An 18109-nucleotide genomic window follows, 5' to 3' on the forward strand; every position below is an offset into this window, starting at 1 on the left:
GACACTTGAGCGCGAAAGCCCCGGATGGTAACAAATGCTTATCCGGGCGTCAGCCGTCGAGTTCGGTAAAACCCGTCAAGAAATGTGGGCCAATGTAACGCTCGGGCAACTGAAACTCATCCCGATACTCAACCTGAACCAAATACAGACCATAAGGATGCGCCGTGACGCCCCCAGAACGACGAGCGCGGCTTTCAAGGACCTCTTTAATCCACTCAACCGGCCGTTCGCCTGAGCCGATAGTCATCAATACCCCAGCAATATTGCGCACCATGTGGTGCAAGAAAGCACTGGCGCGAATATCCAGCACAATCATCCGCCCATGACGGGTGACTCGCAGATGATGCATTTCCTTGATCGGCGACTTGGCCTGGCACTGGCCGGCCCGGAAGGCGCTAAAGTCATGAACGCCCAGCAAATACTGGGCGGCCTCAGCCATGCGCTCAACATCCAGCGGACGATGATTCCAAGTCACTTCCTGATTCAAATGTGCCGGGCGGATCTGATCGTTGTAAATCACGTACCGATAACGGCGGGCAATGGCTTTGAAACGCGCATGAAAATCCGCCGGCATGACTTTGGCCCACGTCACACTGATGTCATGGGGCAAGTTGATATTGGCGCCCATGACCCACGCTTTAAGTGAGCGCTCGGCCTGAGTATCGAAGTGCACCACTTGCCCGCAGGCGTGCACACCTGCGTCAGTGCGACCCGCGCACATCAAGGACACCGGCGATGCGGCAACTTTTGACAACGCGTTCTCAAGGGTTTCCTGAACGGTCAATACGCCATTGGCCTGACGCTGCCAGCCACTGTAGCGCGAGCCTTTGTATTCAACGCCCAGCGCGATTCGGTAAAAGCCTTCGGCGGCCATTTCGGCAGCTGGGTTATCTATATTTGCCAAGGAGTTACAGCCTGCTGATTAACGCAAAGTCGGCCATTATAAGGCGACACCGGCCAGACGCCATGAAACAAATGATGAGCGCGCTACAAATCCGGATGCCACTGACAACAACGGCAGCCATAAAGGCTGCCGCTGGAGTTTCCGGGCTCAGACCATCAGACCAGTCGAGCTAGCATCTCAAGGGCTTCAGCTTGCTGTTCGGGGTTACCTTCAGCGATGACCTCCGCCAGAATATCTCGCGCCCCTTCATCGTCACCCATGTCAATGTAAGCCTCCGCCAAATCAAGCTTGGTGGCCGCTTCATCGGTACCCGACAAGAAGTCGGGTTCGGGATCATCGGCAAACGCCGACTCAAGAGACGGTTGCTCCAGACTTTGCGACAAGCGCTGCAACTCGGCGTTGACCTTGTCCAGCTCAATGGTAAAGCTGTCGGGCTCAGCGTCTGCTTCAGCGTCTGCGCTCTCCGCCGCCAACGACAGATCAAAATCAGCCGGCAGGCTTAAATCAAGGTCTGACAGTTCATCACCGGGTGCCTGAGCCTCAGCTTGCTGCTTGAGCACTTCCTCAAAACTTTGCTCACTGCCTGGCGCTGGCTGATCCAGTGGTTGCGCAGGCGACAGTTCGGAGGGTGACGCCGTTTCCAGTTCATCAAGGCTCAGGTCGAAGTCGTGATCAAACTCAGGCTCGACCGCACTCTCGTCACGCAGCATTTCATCAACGAACTGTTCTTCAAGTTGCGCGGCAACTGCAGCCGTGGCGATCCCTGTAGCCGCTGCCAACATGGCCGGATAACGCGCCTTGAGTTGCTCGACTTCAGCGTGGTTCTTGCCGTTGGCCACCAACTGACGCTCTTGAGCAATAAAAGCTTCACGCTCGCCCTGCTCGGCGTATACCTGCATCAGTTTGAGACGCAAGTCGCTGCGCTGAGGCTCTTTTTCGATTGCACTTTTGAGCAGCGTGACGGCCTCGTCCAGCTGTTGCAGCGCAATCAGTTGCTCTGCCTGCACCAGCACATCGTCTCCAGGCTTGGCCAGTGACAAAGCGCCAATGACGGGCGCGATAACTGGAGCTGGAGCTGGAGCTGGAGCTGGAGCTGGAGCTGGAGCTGGAGCTGGAGCTGGAGCTTCATCGAGCGTAGGGCTTGGCGGCGGCACTTCAAGGCCAGCGAAGTTACTTTCTGGCAGGTCCAGATCAGACGCAAAATGCGCATCATCCTCCAGCTCCCGTGCCATGCGCTCGTGCCGTTGCGCCGCTTGCAAGGCCTTGCGGCGACGGGCCAGCAGCAGTAACAGCAACAAAAGCAAAACGGCGACACCGCCTGCCAGGCCCATCAGCATTGGGCTGCCAAGCAGATTCTGAAGACTGCGCTCACCCGCAGAGGCAGGATTCACGCCCTGCGCGGGCGCGGGCGGTACAGCCGTGGCTGGCGCACCTTCTTGCGCAGGCTCGATATCCGACTCTGGAGCATCTACGGCTTGTGCGGCCAACTGAGCCGGGATCGCTGTAGCAGGGTCGCCGGAAGCGGCACCGCCCGCCTCCAGCTTGGCCAGTTGATCATTTTTCAACTCGATCAAGCGTTGCAGCTTGTCCAGCTGGCTTTGCAAATCGTTCATCCGGCTTTGCAGCTCGGTATTTTCACGACGGCTTGAATCCAGACCTTCCTGAGCCATCGCCAGCTGTGCAGCGATATTACTGGCGTCCCCTGCCGCACCTTTACCATTGGCCGGCTGTGCCGCGACCAGGCTCAAGCTGTCACTACGGGCAGCCTTGGCTGGACGCAGGGCCTCTGCTGGCTGACGTCGTGTTGCATCCAGCTGCTGAGGCAATGGCACCGTACGGCGGCCATTACGCCAATCGGCGTTCTGTGAAGCCACCTCACTGAGCGCTTTGGCCTGCGGCAACTGAACACTCTGCGAGGCATCAGGCAGACGCAATACTTGACCGGTTTTCAGACGATTGATATTGCCATTGATGAACGCATCAGGATTTAGCGCCTGAATGGCCAGCATCGTCTGCTGGACCGAGCCACCATTGGCCGCCTTTGCCGCGATTTCCCACAAGGTGTCGCGTGGCGTAGTGGTGTACTGCGCAGACGCGCCGGCAGTGGCCGGCACAGTCGCAGCTGAGGCTGCTGCAGCGGTTTGAGGCGAAAACTTCGCAGGGTCGAGCATGACGCTGTAGTCGCGCAGTAAGCGACCACTTGGCCACATCACTTGCACCAGAAATTTTACAAAGGGTTCGGACAGCGGCTGACTGGACGTAACGCGTAGCACACTCTTGCCGTCGGCATTGATCACCGGAGTAAAACGTAACTCATCCAAAAAAGCCGGCCGTGGCACGCCCGCCTTAGTGAATTCGTCCGCAGGCGCCAGGCTCGGCACCACTTCTGCAGCCGTAAGATCCTTGACATCCAGCAACTCGATTTCAGCCAGCAGAGGCTGATTCTGAGTCGATTTCAGAGTCAGCTCTCCGAGCCCAAGTGCCTGCGCCATACCGGATGACAGCGCCGAAGCAGCAGCTATTGCTAACACTAATTTGCGAACCTGAAGCATCGCCTCTTCCTTATTGGTACAGACCTCGTCCTGCGAGATCCGAATAGCTACTGCCCGAAGATTGTGCCCAAGACTTGCGCCTTAAGACACATGACCCCAGAGCGGCTCTTGAACCCTGCTGGAAATTGAGGCCAAGTATCTTTTACGGCAAGTCTTTTATCAACAACTCAGCCAGTTGCACGGCATTTAAGGCGGCGCCTTTACGTACGTTATCTGAAGTTATCCAGAGATTAAGTTCAGAAGTATCGTCCACAGCATGGCGCACACGCCCTACATAAACCACGTCCTGGCCAACAGCATCGCCCACTGCCGTTGGATAATCGCCTGCGTCAACCAACTCAAGACCGTCTGCGGCCTCAAGCGCTGCATTAACAACATCCAGATCGACTGGCCCCGCCATTTGTACCGACACACTAAAGCTATCGCCAAAAAACACCGGAGCTTGAATGCACGTGACTGAAACTTTAAGTGTCGGCAAATTCAATATTTCACGCAGTTGCGTAACCAGACGTTTTTCCAGCGGAACATGGCCTTGCGCATCGGGCGTACCGACTTGCGCGAGCAAGTTGAAAGCCATCTGACGGTCAAAGAAATTTGATTCGAGCGGATGCAGGTTCAGCAGCGCCGTGGTTTGACGCGCCAACTCGGAAACAGCTTCACGCCCTTGAGCGGAAACGGCCAGGCACGCCGTCACAGTGACGCGCTGAAAATCGAGTAAGCCGCGCAATGGCGCCAGCGCCACTGCCAGAGCGGTCGCCGACGGGCTTGGACTGCTGACTTGCACGGGCTTGGGCAAACCGGCCAAGACCTGTGCATTGGCCTCGGGCACCACTTGCGGCGCCTGCGAGGCAGGCAAAACACCTGACAAATCAATCACGGTACATCCCGCAGCCGAAGCTTTCGCCGCGTAGCTGGAGGTCACCGCAGGCCCGGCGGCAAAGAAAACCACCTTAACTTTGCTGAAGTCGAACACATCGACTTCACGCACTCTGACGTTTTTGCCCCGAAAAGGTACCGAGCTTCCGGCGGACTCGATGCTGGCCAGCAGGTGCAAGTCGGCTACCGGAAAATTGCGCTCTTCAAGGATTTGCACAATGGTTTCGCCGACAGTGCCGGTGGCGCCGACGACGGCGATATCAAAGGACTGGTTCATGGATCTGCCTCAGGCGAAACGTGGGGAGGCGCACTTTAACTGCCTGGGGTGAGTCAGGCAATTAAAGCAAGGTGCGAGGGTGACGCTATAAGCCTTTCAACTGATGCTCAGCCCAAAGCCGTGGCGCATCAGTGACGATCAAGCGGCAGGAACCAGCGTTGCGCCAGCTCTTTTCCAATCACGCCATGGTGAACGTTGACGGCTGCTTGAGGGCTTTGCGTTTTCTTGAGCAACGAATAATAGCTTTCTCTGCGCTGGGATTTGAGTTTCAAGTGAGCCATGCCGTAGTTTTCTTTCGGCGTATCGGCTGCAGCGTAGTGAAAGTGGGCGTACCAGAGCGGGGAGCCTTTCTTGTCATTGATCGCGTATTCCTGAATGAAATCCTGGCGCTCACCCGCCAGCTTTATACGATCACCCAGGCAGGCTATCTGCACACGGTCTTGATCGAGCAGATAGCTAAGGTTGCCGTGAGTCGGCGGTAACTCAAGACTTAACTGGGTACGCAGCTCTTTACCTTTGTCTGTCAACCGCGCGGCGCCACTGCGCAGGTTGTCCGCAAGAACAAGATCGGTTTGTACAATCGCGTCCAGGGGCTGTGCGTCAATGGCCTTGCTGAGATCTGCTGCCAACTGAGTCAGGCGATCAGCCTCGTGTTGAAGAACCTCTTCAACCTCCTGCGGGTATCTGGAAATCTTTTTATATTCATCAGCCTTGCGCAGATGCTTGTCGAGATCGGCATAACGTTTGCGCGCTTCACCTTTGAGAAGGTCGAGGGGCCGTGTAGCGACAGGTGCCAGAGGCGCAGCATCTTTTATCTCGTCCCAAACCTCACCGTGTTTTGAATAAGTACCGAGTAGTTGATCGTTGTCCTCAGAGCGCACTTCGACTACTTCAATCGGCCACTCCCCCCCCGCCGGAATTACCTTGCCAATCAACTGGCCGCTGTTGCGAGTTTTAATAATTCTTTTTTGAGCATGCGCCACAGGCGCCCGCCTGGGTTTGACCGGCAATTCAAAGCCCTTTGCCCCTGGTTTTATTTCAGCCGCCATTTTCTTTGTGACGTCTTGGTAAAGACCATCCAGCAGCGTGATGATTTTATTGAACGATATGCTATCCAATTCATCTGCGCTAATAATCCCCAAGCCTCGCAAGGCATCCAGCGATTGAGCGTAGGACTCCACAAGACTACTCAAGACTTCAAGGCTTTCACCGCTGCTGAAATCAAAGGTGCTTAGCTCTGCATGAGTACTGATCAGCTTTCTAACAGGCTGCACGAGAGACTCCAGGCTCTTCACCAGCGCCGGATTACTGTGCCACTCCTTTACGCTGGGTTTTATCAGCCAATTTAAGTACGAGTTTTTAATGGGGACATCAAAGAAGTCGACGTTAGCCTTCTCAAGGCTGGCTTTTTCGAGAGAACTTTCATACCTCGATATGCCCGCCTGATCCAGGCGATCCAGATAGCGTGTTCTGAGTTCAAGCGTAGCAATCATCTTTTCATAGATGTCTATGTAATATTTCATGACTTGATCAAAGCGGAGATGCCCCTGCTCGGCACCCACATCAACGGCTCTGAAAGGAACCCCTTTCAAGTCGTAGTCATAAATAGCCAAGAGATGGTTGCACTCCGTCGCCAAGGCTAGTATCCGGCCATCAATATCGTACTTCTTCACATCCGGAAACAAACTTTTAAACTCGTCGAGGTTCTTCAGCAGAAGGAGGTATGAATCGATCAACTCTTGAGTGGCGCTCTCTGCTTTGCGGCGATAAACGCTACGTTGCTGCTCGGAAAAACGCGGATCTCTTTCGGCGCGCTCCATCACCGATATCGACACCTGGAACAGTGCATTCATCTTGGGCGTCTGTTCGTTGAGCTTTATCCACTGAGCAAGCATCTCCTCTCTTCGCGCGTCTTGTTTCTTGCGCAAAGCCTCCACTCGAGAATTGGGCATACCACCCGACAAACGCAGACGCAGATCAAGTGACCACTGGCCGTCCCCATCAGATTTCAAATAAGGGCCAACATTTTTGCTGTCCGCGGGGTCCACAATCATGACGCCTTCCGCCTCCACACTAACCTGATACAACGTGCCCTCAACCAAGGCATGCCACTTGTTGTTAATCACGTACAGCCCTTTACGCGGCACATCCGCACTCGGATTGAGGCGTATCGGTTCAGGCAGCGGAGTGGGCGCTTTTACCTCAAAACGGGCCAACCTATTGCTTTGACTTGGCGTCAAACGATTACGGGCGCTGGCAAAGCTGAAATCCAGGGGCGTGCTGTTCAGATCGGGCATTTCACCATGCAAGGCAACGGCGCCCACGGTGAGTTTGGGAGCGGGTTGTTCGGGCCACCGGTCAGCGATACGCAACGGCGCTCGCGGCCTCACGACTTGATCCCTGACACCATTGGCCAACGGTGGACGCGCAAGAATCGGCGGTCTCGGCGGGAATAGCACCATGGTCAGGTTGAGCAGCAGATCGACCAATCCGAGTTCGCGAGTGATCGGGTCTTCACTGTTGAGTGCCGGAATGTCCTTTATGGCAGCCAGCAACATGACAGACAGCCCTACTGTGAGCAGAGTGGGCACGCTCAAAAAAGGTAGCAGTACGAGGTTGAATATCAGGTTGGTTTGTTCAAGCAATACACCCCAGCGACTCTCGGTGTTGGATACGGAGCTTCTTTGGGCCTGACTCACCAGCGCACTTGCATTGCTGATATACAGAAATTGCATCAACTTGCCGTTATGCAAATATTGCGACAACTCGTCACTGACGCCATCAGTGGACAGCGTGGCAGGTCGAGGCAATTCAATGGGAGCGAAATCGCTGCCCTGTCCAAAGCGTACGTAATGGGGCTCCTGAAAACCGCCATTGTCGTAAATCGGGCGGGCGACATTGCTCAACCAGACCAGCACACTGGTTTGCAGCTCTCCCGGCCGGGCAATAGCCTCCAACAGTGCGGCGCGAGTCGGGAACTCATGCAGCGATTGAGGGTAGAACGGCCGATATAGCACGTGCGGGCCGACTGTCATGTCAGCGGGTTCAATGATGAACATATTGTTGACCACATCCGGGGCTGCGCCAGACCTGCGCACCAGTGCCAGATGCCGAATGACCACCGGCGCACCTTCGACCTGACGGTCGACAGCATTGCTCTGCATCAAGGCCGCGACGTAGCGTGCACCGCGCGGGGTGAGGCCGTTTTCTTTCTTGAGACTGAGCTCCAGCGCCTGCAAGGGCAAATACGCACTGATTTGATCCGCAAACAGTTGTTCACGCTTGTGTGCATCGCCCGTTGCGCCCAACAGTAAACTCTGGAGCCTCTCTGGATATACCTTGCCGATGTCCGCCCGCTCAATCAGGCCGTTGCGGCTGATGATGTAGCTGGGCGTCAGCCAAACAGGCAATGCCACCCCGTGTAAATGCTTCAGGCTCAGCACCCCCTGCGGCCGCCCCACCAGGTTTTTCAGGGCAAGATCGGTCAGACTCATGGTCACCTCTTCGGTGACAGGGATTGCATTGGGAAAGCCCGCCGCAGAAAAAAATGTCAACTCTATATGGTCAGGGTTAAACGCTTCGACAGAAACATGACGGGATGAATCAGGTTCCAGACGCATCTGGTCAAGCTGCATTTGCTGCGTCAAGACATCGATGGCAAATGAGCGAATATCTGCAATACCGCTAAGGAAGGTACGGCCTTGGCTGGTTTTCTTGGCACGCGCCAGGGCCAGGCTGTATTGACGGTACTGAGCCTGATCGGCAGCAGACGCGTGTTTCAACCAGTCGGGTAACTGTGCTTTAAGAGTACCCACCGCAGGCTCATCTGGCGCAGGGCCTGTGAGCATGTACTGCGCCGGGTCACTGAGGGTAAGGCATACCGTCTGCAGCGTCTCGACACCCACGTGTGAAGGCAATTTCAGAGCTCCGAGGCTCTCCAGTTGCCTGCCCAGGATGATCGCGGCTTGCACGTCGAAAACATTGCCCTCGAGCTCGTAGCGCTTGATACGGATTTCATCACTCAAATAGGCTGTGCCTATGCGCTGCCCGCCATATTTGATGACCGCGTCGACAGTGGGAAAAGATCTGATTGCGCCATTGGGCCGACACAAAAGAATCAGGTTGTCACGTACCAGCACGAGGGATGAAGTCAGCCGGGTACTGCTGAGTTGCGCACCAATAAGTGTCGACTCAAGGCAATAAACCTGTGCGCATTGTTCACCGTAGCGGCTTATTCGCGCTTCTCGATCAGGGCACAGAATCACCTGGTTCACTGTTTCGCGAGCCAAGTCACTCAGATCGTCTTGGCGAATCAAACCCATGCTCATGGTGTCCCTGAGCACATCGCTGAACCAGCGCCAGCGGCTGACACCCGTATCTGCCTGGCCAGACCAATATTCAGCCAGCGCATTTTGATAGCCGACGGGCACCGTCCAGGTCAATTCCCTTACCAGGGTGTCAATGACCTTCATATCAAGCAGATCAGGCTCCAGCCAATTGGGGGCGTCATCACAGAGATAGTAGGACTGACCATTGACCTGCTCTAAATTCAATACATTGCCGTTGGCCAGGTAGTCCATGACCCGTTCCAGGAACGGCTGCAATTCCCAGCCCCCGCCCACCCGGGGCATGGCCAGTCGGGTGCGCACCAAGTCAATCTTCAGGGTGGGGTATTTTTGGGATAATGCCGCAGCCAGCATCTGCCGGGTGACACTCTCCAAGGTCGGGCGATCGGCAAACTGTGCCCTGACTGCATTGATCGTTATAGCGAATGGGTTTGGTGGAGTGGGCGTTGACATACAAAGTCCTCGTAAAATGGTGATCAATCGTGGGGTTGATCACGCATTTACCCTCGGACACTGCAAGGCAAGGTGTTAGATGGATATATCAGTCATGGCACGCTTGAGATAGAACGTGTAGCGATGCCCCGGCACGCACAAAAAAACCGTGTTTCTTTGCAGAAAACACGGTTTTTGTAGTGCATCAGCGAATCAACGCTCCAGCAGAATCCGCAGCATGCGACGCAACGGCTCAGCCGCGCCCCACAACAGCTGGTCGCCCACGGTGAAGGCACCGAGGAACTGCGAACCCATGTTCAGCTTGCGCAGACGGCCAACCGGTACATTGAGGGTACCCGTCACTTTTGTCGGGCTCAGCTCTTGCATGCTGATATCACGATGGTTTGGCACCAGCTTGACCCAAGGGTTGTGCTGGCTGATCAGGCCTTCGATGTCAGCGATTGGCACATCTTTGTTCAACTTGATGGTCAGCGCCTGGCTGTGGCAGCGCATCGCACCGATACGCACGCAGATACCGTCCACCGGAACCGGGTTTTTGAAGCGACCCAGAATCTTGTTGGTTTCGGCTTGAGCTTTCCATTCTTCCCGGCTTTGACCGTTTGGCAGCTCTTTGTCGATCCACGGGATCAAGCTGCCGGCCAATGGCACGCCAAAGTTTTCAGTCGGATAAGCGTCGCTGCGCATGGCGTCAGCCACACGACGGTCGATGTCTAGGATCGCGCTGGCCGGATCAGCCAGTTGATCGGCAACCGCGGCGTGAGTTGCGCCCATTTGCTTGATCAGTTCACGCATGTTCTGCGCGCCGGCGCCCGAGGCCGCCTGATACGTCATCGCGCTCATCCACTCCACCAGACCGGCTTCAAACAGACCGCCAAGGCCCATTAGCATCAGGCTGACGGTGCAGTTGCCGCCGATATAGTTTTTGGTGCCCGCATCCAGTTGATGGTCAATAACCTTGCGGTTGACCGGGTCCAGAATGATGACCGCGTCATCCTGCATGCGCAGGCTCGATGCTGCATCAATCCAATAACCTTGCCAGCCTGCCTCACGCAGCTTGGGGAACACCTCATTGGTGTAGTCGCCGCCTTGGCAAGTCAGGATCACATCGAGGGTTTTTAACTCTTCAATGTTGTAAGCATCCTTCAGCGGGGCAATATCTTTGCCCACGGACGGACCTTGTCCACCGACATTGGAGGTAGTGAAAAACACCGGCTCAATAAGATCGAAATCCTGCTCTTCCAGCATCCGCTGCATGAGCACGGAACCAACCATACCGCGCCAACCGACCAGACCTACACGTTTCATCGCAACTACACCTTTAACAAAAAGTGGGGTCGTTACTTCCACCTACAGGAAGTAACGGGCCCGAGAGATTACAGATTCTGTAGCGCCGCGACTACTGCGTCACCCATTTCCTGTGTTCCGACCTTGGTGCAACCCGTCGACCAGATATCGCCGGTACGCAGTCCCTGGTCCAGAACCAGGCTTACGGCCTTCTCGATGGCGTCAGCTGCAGCCTGCTGATTGAAGCTGTAACGCAGCATCATCGAGACCGACAAAATGGTTGCCAGCGGGTTGGCAATGCCTTGACCTGCGATGTCCGGCGCCGAACCGTGGCACGGTTCGTACATGCCTTTGTTGTGGGCATCCAGCGAGGCCGAAGGCAGCATGCCGATGGAGCCGGTCAGCATTGACGCTTCATCAGACAGGATGTCGCCGAACAGATTGTCGGTCACGATCACGTCGAACTGCTTGGGTGCACGCACCAGTTGCATGGCAGCGTTGTCGACGTACATGTGGCTCAATTCAACGTCCGGGTAGTCCTTGGCCACTTGCTCGACCACTTCACGCCACAGTTGGCTGGAGGCCAATACGTTGGCTTTGTCGACCGAGCACAGTTTTTTACCACGTACACGGGCCATATCAAAGCCGACACGGGCAATGCGGCGAATTTCGCTTTCGCTGTAAGGCAGCGTGTCGTAGGCCTGACGCTCGCCGTTTTCCAGCTCACGGGTGCCACGCGGTGCGCCGAAATAGATGCCACCGGTCAACTCGCGAACAATCAGAATATCCAGACCCGAGACGATTTCCGGCTTGAGGCTCGATGCGTCCGCCAGTTGCGGATACAGAATGGCCGGACGCAGGTTGCCGAACAGACCCAATTGCGCACGGATTTTCAGCAGACCCCGTTCAGGGCGAATATCACGTTCGATTGTGTCCCACTTGGGGCCACCTACTGCTCCCAGCAGCACCGCGTCAGCGGCACGAGCACGTTCCAGAGTCTCATCAGCGAGCGGCACGCCGTGCTTGTCGATAGCTGCACCGCCGATGACGTCATGGGTCATCTCGAAGTTCAGGTTGAACTTGTCGTTGGCCAGCGCCAGCACCTTGACCGCTTCGGCCATGATTTCCGGACCGATGCCATCGCCTGGGAGAATCAGAATCTGCTTGCTCATGGGTTCCTCTTTTAATGTCAGTGGATGCCCCCGCAGGCGCATCTTTTAATAGTCGGAGTTACTTCTCGGCCCACAGCACCAGCACATCAGTACTGAACGAACCATCGGCTTCAATTTCAAAATACGTGCGCACCTCAGTGCCCATTGACTGTTGCAACTGGCGAATGGCCGCGCTCATGACCAGCGGCGTACGCATACGCTCGATCCAGGAATCGAACTCTAAACGCAAACGCTGACGCTGTGTGCTGCGCACTTGCAAACCGGCCTCATTGATCTGGTGCAACCACTCACCGGCTGAATAATCACGCACATGACTGGTATCACGCAGCACTTCGACCGTTTGCAAATAGGTGTCGAACAACGGACTGCCAGGCGACATGACATCGATAAAGGCCGCCACCCCGCCCGGCTTGAGCACCCGCCGCACTTCGCGCAGCGCCAGGCCCAAATCGCTCCAATGGTGTGCCGAGTAACGGCTGAACACGTAGTCAAACTCACCATCGGCAAACGGCAAGCGTTCAGCCGCACCGCAGACGGTGCTGATGTTGCTCAACTTGCGAGTGGATGCAGCGGCGCTGACCACGTCGAGCATCTGTTGCGAGAGGTCGTAAGCCACCACCTCTTTTACCAGTGCTGCCACATGAAAACTGACATGACCTGCCCCGCATCCCAAATCCAGCACCCGCGTCTGCGACTTGCCGGCCAACTCGGCCTTTAGCAGGCCGAATTCAGTGCCTTGGGCGTGCACGGAGCTGCTCAAATAGGCCGAAGCCTGTTCGCCGAACTGTTTTTGTACAACCTGGCTGTGCGGGGCAGTGCTGGTCATGACAACTTCCTTTGAGGTAACGCCAAACCTGTAGCAGTTGCCGCAGGCTACGTCCGGTTGCAAAGCAATCGCAAAGCCTGAAAAAACGTATTCTCTGACTTCACGACGACTGCGTCGCCGGACGCAGCCTGCGGCAGCTGCTACGAAGCTCTAATGCAGTTATGCGTCACGAAACAGCCACGGCTGGCTAGCGCGGTGCTTGCGTTCAAATGCAGCAATCGAATCAGCGTCCTGCAAGGTCAGCCCAATATCGTCGAGGCCGTTGAGCAGGCAATGCTTACGGAATGCATCGATTTCGAAACTCAGAACCTTGCCGTCAGGGCGGGTTACCGTCTGCGCCTCAAGATCGATCGTGAGCTGGTAACCCGGCTCGGCTTCAACCTGAGCAAACAACTCATCCACTTCGGCGTCGCTCAAAATGATCGGCAACAACCCGTTTTTGAAACTGTTGTTGAAGAAGATGTCGGCGTAGCTCGGCGCGATGATGCTGCGAAAGCCGTACTCTTCCAACGCCCACGGCGCGTGCTCACGGCTGGAGCCGCAACCGAAGTTTTCACGGGCCAGCAATACACTGGCGCCCTGATAACGCTCGGCATTGAGCACAAAGTCTTTGTTCAACGGGCGTTTGGAGTTGTCTTGATACGGTTGCCCGACATCCAGATAACGCCACTCGTCAAACAAATTGGGGCCGAAACCGGTGCGCTTGATCGACTTCAAGAACTGCTTGGGAATGATCTGATCGGTGTCGACGTTGGCACGATCCAAAGGTGCGACAAGCCCGGTGTGCTGGGTAAAAGCTTTCATGTTGCGCTCCTTAGATCAATTCACGGACGTCGATGAAACGACCGTTAACAGCGGCGGCAGCGGCCATGGCCGGGCTCACCAAATGTGTACGACCACCGGCACCCTGACGGCCTTCGAAGTTGCGGTTGGAGGTCGATGCGCAATGCTCGCCCGACTCCAGGCGGTCAGGGTTCATCGCCAAACACATCGAGCAACCCGGCTCACGCCATTCAAAACCGGCTTCGATGAAAATCTTGTCAAGGCCTTCGGACTCAGCCTGGGCTTTCACCAGCCCGGAACCCGGCACCACGATCGCTTGCTTGATGGTGGACGCTACTTTGCGGCCTTTTGCAATCACAGCCGCCGCACGCAAGTCTTCAATCCGCGAGTTGGTGCACGAACCAATAAACACGCGATCGAGCTGGATATCGGTGATGGCCTGATTGGCGCTCAAACCCATGTACTTCAAGGCACGCTCAATAGAACCACGCTTGACCAGATCTGTTTCTTGCGCCGGGTCCGGCACGTTTTGATCAACGGCCAACACCATTTCAGGCGACGTGCCCCAGCTGACTTGTGGCTTGATCTGCGCAGCATCCAGCTCGACCACCGTGTCAAACGTCGCATCAGCGTCGGACACCAGGTCTTTCCACGCCTCTACTGCCAAATCCCACTCAGCCCCTTTGGGCGAGAAAGGACGGCCCTTGACGTAATCCACCGTCTTCTGGTCCGCAGCCACCAAGCCAACGCGGGCACCGGCTTCAATGGACATGTTGCAGATCGTCATGCGGCCTTCAACCGACAGGTCGCGAATCGCGCTGCCCGCGAACTCAATCGCATGACCATTGCCGCCAGCGGTGCCGATCTTGCCAATCACCGCCAGCACGATGTCTTTGGCAGTGACGCCAAACGGCAACTGGCCCTCTACCGAAACGAGCATGTTTTTCATTTTTTGGGCGACCAGGCACTGCGTGGCCAGCACGTGCTCGACTTCGGAAGTGCCAATACCGTGGGCCAAGGCGCCGAAGGCACCATGGGTCGAGGTATGGGAGTCGCCACAGACGACGGTCATGCCGGGCAAGGTCGCGCCCTGCTCCGGGCCGATCACGTGAACGATGCCTTGACGCACATCATTCATCTTGAATTCAGTGATGCCATATTCATCACAGTTATCGTCCAGGGTCTGCACCTGCAAACGCGAAACCTGGTCGGCAATCGCTTCGATCCCGCCTTTACGCTCTGGCGTGGTCGGTACGTTATGGTCCGGGGTGGCGATGTTGGCATCGATGCGCCATGGCTTGCGCTTGGCCAGACGCAGGCCTTCAAAGGCTTGCGGCGAGGTCACTTCATGGATGATGTGACGGTCGATGTAGATCAGCGCCGAGCCATCGTCGCGCTGCTTGACCAAATGCGAATCCCAGAGCTTGTCGTAGAGCGTTTTGCCGGCCATCAGACGGTTTCCTCATCAGCTACTTTTCTGTGCCAATAACCACTTGGCTTGTGAGGTCGATCCTATGAGGTTACAGTGAATAACTCAAATTCATAATTTTCATGCTTTGGATAACCAACAGGAATTCGAACAGATGGATCTCGCCAATCTCAATGCTTTTATTGCCATTGCTGAAACCGGAAGCTTTTCCGGGGCAGCCGAACGTCTGTTTCTGACTCAGCCCGCCATCAGCAAACGCATTGCCAGCATTGAGCAGCAACTCAAACTCCGCTTGTTCGACCGTTTGGGCCGTGAAGTCAGCTTGACTGAAGCAGGACGGGCGTTACTGCCGCGCGCCTATCAGATTCTCAATGTGCTGGATGACACCCGCAGGGCCCTGAACAACCTCAATGGAGAAGTCAGCGGCCGACTGACCCTGGCCACCAGTCATCACATTGGCCTGCACCGCCTGCCGCCATTGCTGCGCGAGTTCACGCGTCTTTATCCGAAAGTCGCGCTGGATATTCAGTTTCTCGATTCCGAAGTGGCCTACGAAGAAATCCTTCATGGCCGCGCAGAATTGGCCGTGATCACCTTGGCCCCGGAACCTCACTCGCTGATTCGCGCCGTATCGGTGTGGGATGATCCACTGGACTTTGTGGTCGCCCCCGAGCACTCTCTCACCCGTCAACCTGTGGTCAATATGGCTGACATTGCGCATCATCCAGCGGTGTTTCCGGGGGGCAATACCTTTACCCACCATATTGTGCAGCGTCTGTTTGAAGCACAGGGGCTGACACCGAACATCGCCATGAGTACCAACTATCTGGAAACTATCAAAATGATGGTGTCCATTGGTCTGGCCTGGAGTGTGCTGCCACGCACCATGCTGGACGAACAAGTCGCCTCGATCAGTTTGCCCGGCATTCAATTGACCCGACAACTGGGCTACATCGTACATACTGAAAGAACGCTGTCGAATGCCGCACACGCTTTCATGACATTGCTCGATGGTCAGGTCTCAACCCCTTGCAACGAGCCGTCCTGAATCCGACACCTGGTTTCGTGCTCAAGGATCGCAGTACATGGCAAACCCCACGGACGAAGAACAACCGTTACGCACTCAGGCGCTAAGCTGGAACGACTCAAGCTACCTGCTCGCAGCCCTGAATGCCGCACAATCTGGCACTTGGAGCTGGGATCTCGACAGCGGCGAGATCAGTTGGTCAGAAGGCGTCCACGCGTTGTTCGGCCTGGATGCAGGACAGCCATTGCCTGACAATCTCGATAATTTGGGCAGTCTTTCGTTCGAAGACTGGCCCAAGGCACAGCGCGCATTCCAGGAAGTGAGAAACGGAACTGCCCGGCAGAAATTCGTCCACCACCGGATCCGCTGGCCAGACGGCAGCCTGCACTGGCTGGAGGTGCGAGGGAGTTTCATCGACACCCAAGACGCCAGACCTCTCATGCTGGGCGTTATCCGTGAAGTCACGTTTCAACGTGAACGCTTGAGTGTTTCCGAAGACAAATTTGCCAAGGCCTTCCACTCCAGCCCTGACGCCATCACCATCAGCGAACTTGTGAGCGGTCGCTATCTGGAAGTCAATGAGGGGTTTAGTCGACTGACGGGTTATAGCTGCACTGAAGCCATTGGGCACAGCCCTTATGAGCTGGGTATTTGGGGAGACGGCTCAAAACGTCAGGCATTGATTGATGAACTCCACGACAAGGGCCGTATCACCCACCGAGAAATCGTGGGTCGCTCCAAAAGTGGTGACGTGCTCCACCTTGAAGTCTCCATCGAGCCGATCACACTTAACGAAACGCCGTGCATATTGCTGACGGCCCGCGACATCAGTCAGCTAAAGCTTGCTCAGGCGCAAGTCAGGCACCTGGCCTACCACGACCCGCTCACCAATTTGCCCAATCGTGCCCTGCTGATGGACCGGCTGAGCCAGCAAACCTTGCTGCTCAACCGCCATGGACTGCGTGGCGCATTGCTGTTTCTTGACCTGGACCATTTCAAGCACATCAATGACTCTCTGGGCCATCCCGTGGGCGATTCGGTGTTGCGCATCATCACGGCCCGCCTTGAAACCAGCGTGCGCAGTGAAGACACGGTGGCCCGCTTGGGCGGTGACGAGTTTGTCGTGGTGCTGACCGGCCTCAAAGGGACGCTGCAGGAGGTCACACACTCGGTACGCAATACGGCGGATGCGTTGCGCCAGTTGCTGGCCGAACCCATGTTTCTGGACGGCCAGCGCCTGCAAGTCACGCCCAGCATTGGCATGGTTATTTTGCCTGAGCACGGCACACAGCCTGCCGACCTGCTCAAGCGTGCCGACATAGCCTTGTACCGGGCCAAGGACTGCGGTCGCAACACCGTCCAGCTCTTCGACTTCTCTATGCAAGCCGCCGCCACAGAGCGGATGCGCATCGAAAGCGATTTGCGCACTGCGTTGGCCCGCAACGAGTTCAGCCTGCACTTTCAACCACAAGTCGACGCCCGCGAAAACCGCATCGTCGGGGCCGAAGCGCTGTTGCGCTGGCAACACCCGCAACTGGGTGCACAAGCCCCGGCCGAGTTCATCAGCATCCTTGAAGACAGCGGATTGATCGTTGACGTCGGCACCTGGGCGCTCGAAGAAGCCTGTCGATCATTAAGCCTGTTACTTGATGAAGACTTGATTGACCCGAACAGCTTCAGATTATGCGTCAACATCAGCCCACGGCAGTTTCGCCAAAACGACTTTGTCGAGCGGGTCCAATCCAGTCTGAGCACTCACAGACTGCCGGCTTCGATACTCAAACTTGAGATTACCGAAGGCATCGTCATTCAGAATCTGGAAGACACCATCGGCACGATGCGCCAACTGATGGCCTTGGGTGTGAGCTTTGCGATGGATGATTTTGGTACGGGCTATTCTTCGCTGACCCATCTGAAACGTCTGCCGGTGGACACGTTGAAGATTGATAAATCGTTCATCCACGACGCCATCAATGACCCAAACGATACCGAGATTATCCGTGCCATTGTTGCAATGGCACACAGCTTGAAGATCACCGTGGTCGCTGAAGGTGTGGAACAGAAGAGCCAGTTAGAGTTCTTGCAGAGCCTGGGCTGCCATCTTTACCAAGGCTATCTGCACAGCCGACCGGTGCCTTTAGCGCAGTTTCAGGCGATGCTCAAGGGCCCGAATGACTGAC

At 56.0% G+C, this 18109-nt stretch carries 11 protein-coding genes; 2 read left to right on the forward strand and 9 right to left on the reverse strand.

All coding sequences use genetic code 11. The annotated features are described in order from the left end of the window. Positions 1–49: 49 nt before the first annotated feature. The 9 genes from truA to leuC form a co-directional block, all read right to left on the reverse strand. Positions 50–874 carry a tRNA pseudouridine(38-40) synthase TruA gene (truA, locus tag EQV93_RS07540; RefSeq protein WP_122782333.1) on the reverse strand — a complete coding sequence of 275 codons (825 nt, stop codon included), beginning with the start codon at positions 872–874 and terminating at the stop codon, positions 50–52. A 185-nt stretch (positions 875–1059) separates the two neighbouring features. Further along, complete coding sequence (locus EQV93_RS07545; protein WP_240891263.1) at positions 1060–3456, reverse strand: FimV/HubP family polar landmark protein; 2397 nt, start codon at positions 3454–3456, stop codon at positions 1060–1062. 142 nt (positions 3457–3598) lie between these two features. Further along, positions 3599–4609 carry an aspartate-semialdehyde dehydrogenase gene (locus tag EQV93_RS07550; protein ID WP_122782331.1) on the reverse strand — a complete coding sequence of 337 codons (1011 nt, stop codon included), beginning with the start codon at positions 4607–4609 and terminating at the stop codon, positions 3599–3601. Positions 4610–4737: 128 nt separating this feature from the next. Then, the gene (locus tag EQV93_RS07555) at positions 4738–9408 is read right to left on the reverse strand and encodes a dermonecrotic toxin domain-containing protein (RefSeq protein ID WP_240891264.1); all 4671 of its coding nucleotides are present in this window, start codon (positions 9406–9408) and stop codon (positions 4738–4740) included. A 192-nt stretch (positions 9409–9600) separates the two neighbouring features. Next, positions 9601–10713: an aspartate-semialdehyde dehydrogenase gene (gene asd, locus EQV93_RS07560; protein WP_122782329.1), complete on the reverse strand. Its 1113-nt coding sequence runs from the start codon at positions 10711–10713 to the stop codon at positions 9601–9603. Positions 10714–10781: 68 nt separating this feature from the next. Beyond that, positions 10782–11864 (reverse strand): 3-isopropylmalate dehydrogenase, encoded by a 1083-nt coding sequence (gene leuB, locus EQV93_RS07565; protein WP_122782328.1) that lies wholly within the window; start codon positions 11862–11864, stop codon positions 10782–10784. 58 nt (positions 11865–11922) lie between these two features. Beyond that, entirely contained in the window at positions 11923–12690 is a 768-nt protein-coding gene (locus EQV93_RS07570) for a class I SAM-dependent methyltransferase (RefSeq protein WP_240891265.1), read from the reverse strand. Positions 12691–12849: 159 nt separating this feature from the next. Continuing rightward, positions 12850–13494 carry a 3-isopropylmalate dehydratase small subunit gene (gene leuD, locus EQV93_RS07575; RefSeq protein WP_240891266.1) on the reverse strand — a complete coding sequence of 215 codons (645 nt, stop codon included), beginning with the start codon at positions 13492–13494 and terminating at the stop codon, positions 12850–12852. Positions 13495–13504: 10 nt separating this feature from the next. Next, the gene (leuC, locus tag EQV93_RS07580; RefSeq protein ID WP_240891267.1) at positions 13505–14923 is read right to left on the reverse strand and encodes a 3-isopropylmalate dehydratase large subunit; all 1419 of its coding nucleotides are present in this window, start codon (positions 14921–14923) and stop codon (positions 13505–13507) included. A gap of 133 nt (positions 14924–15056) precedes the next feature. Between leuC and EQV93_RS07585 the strand changes: the two genes are divergently transcribed. Then, positions 15057–15950 (forward strand): LysR family transcriptional regulator, encoded by an 894-nt coding sequence (locus EQV93_RS07585; RefSeq protein ID WP_122782324.1) that lies wholly within the window; start codon positions 15057–15059, stop codon positions 15948–15950. 37 nt (positions 15951–15987) lie between these two features. Next, positions 15988–18108, forward strand: a complete 2121-nt coding sequence (locus EQV93_RS07590; protein ID WP_240891268.1) for a putative bifunctional diguanylate cyclase/phosphodiesterase — start codon at positions 15988–15990, stop codon at positions 18106–18108. Position 18109: the final 1 nt, after the last annotated feature.

Source organism: Pseudomonas sp. TMW22091, assembly GCF_022496705.1.
Lineage (GTDB): Bacteria > Pseudomonadota > Gammaproteobacteria > Pseudomonadales > Pseudomonadaceae > Aquipseudomonas > Aquipseudomonas saxonica.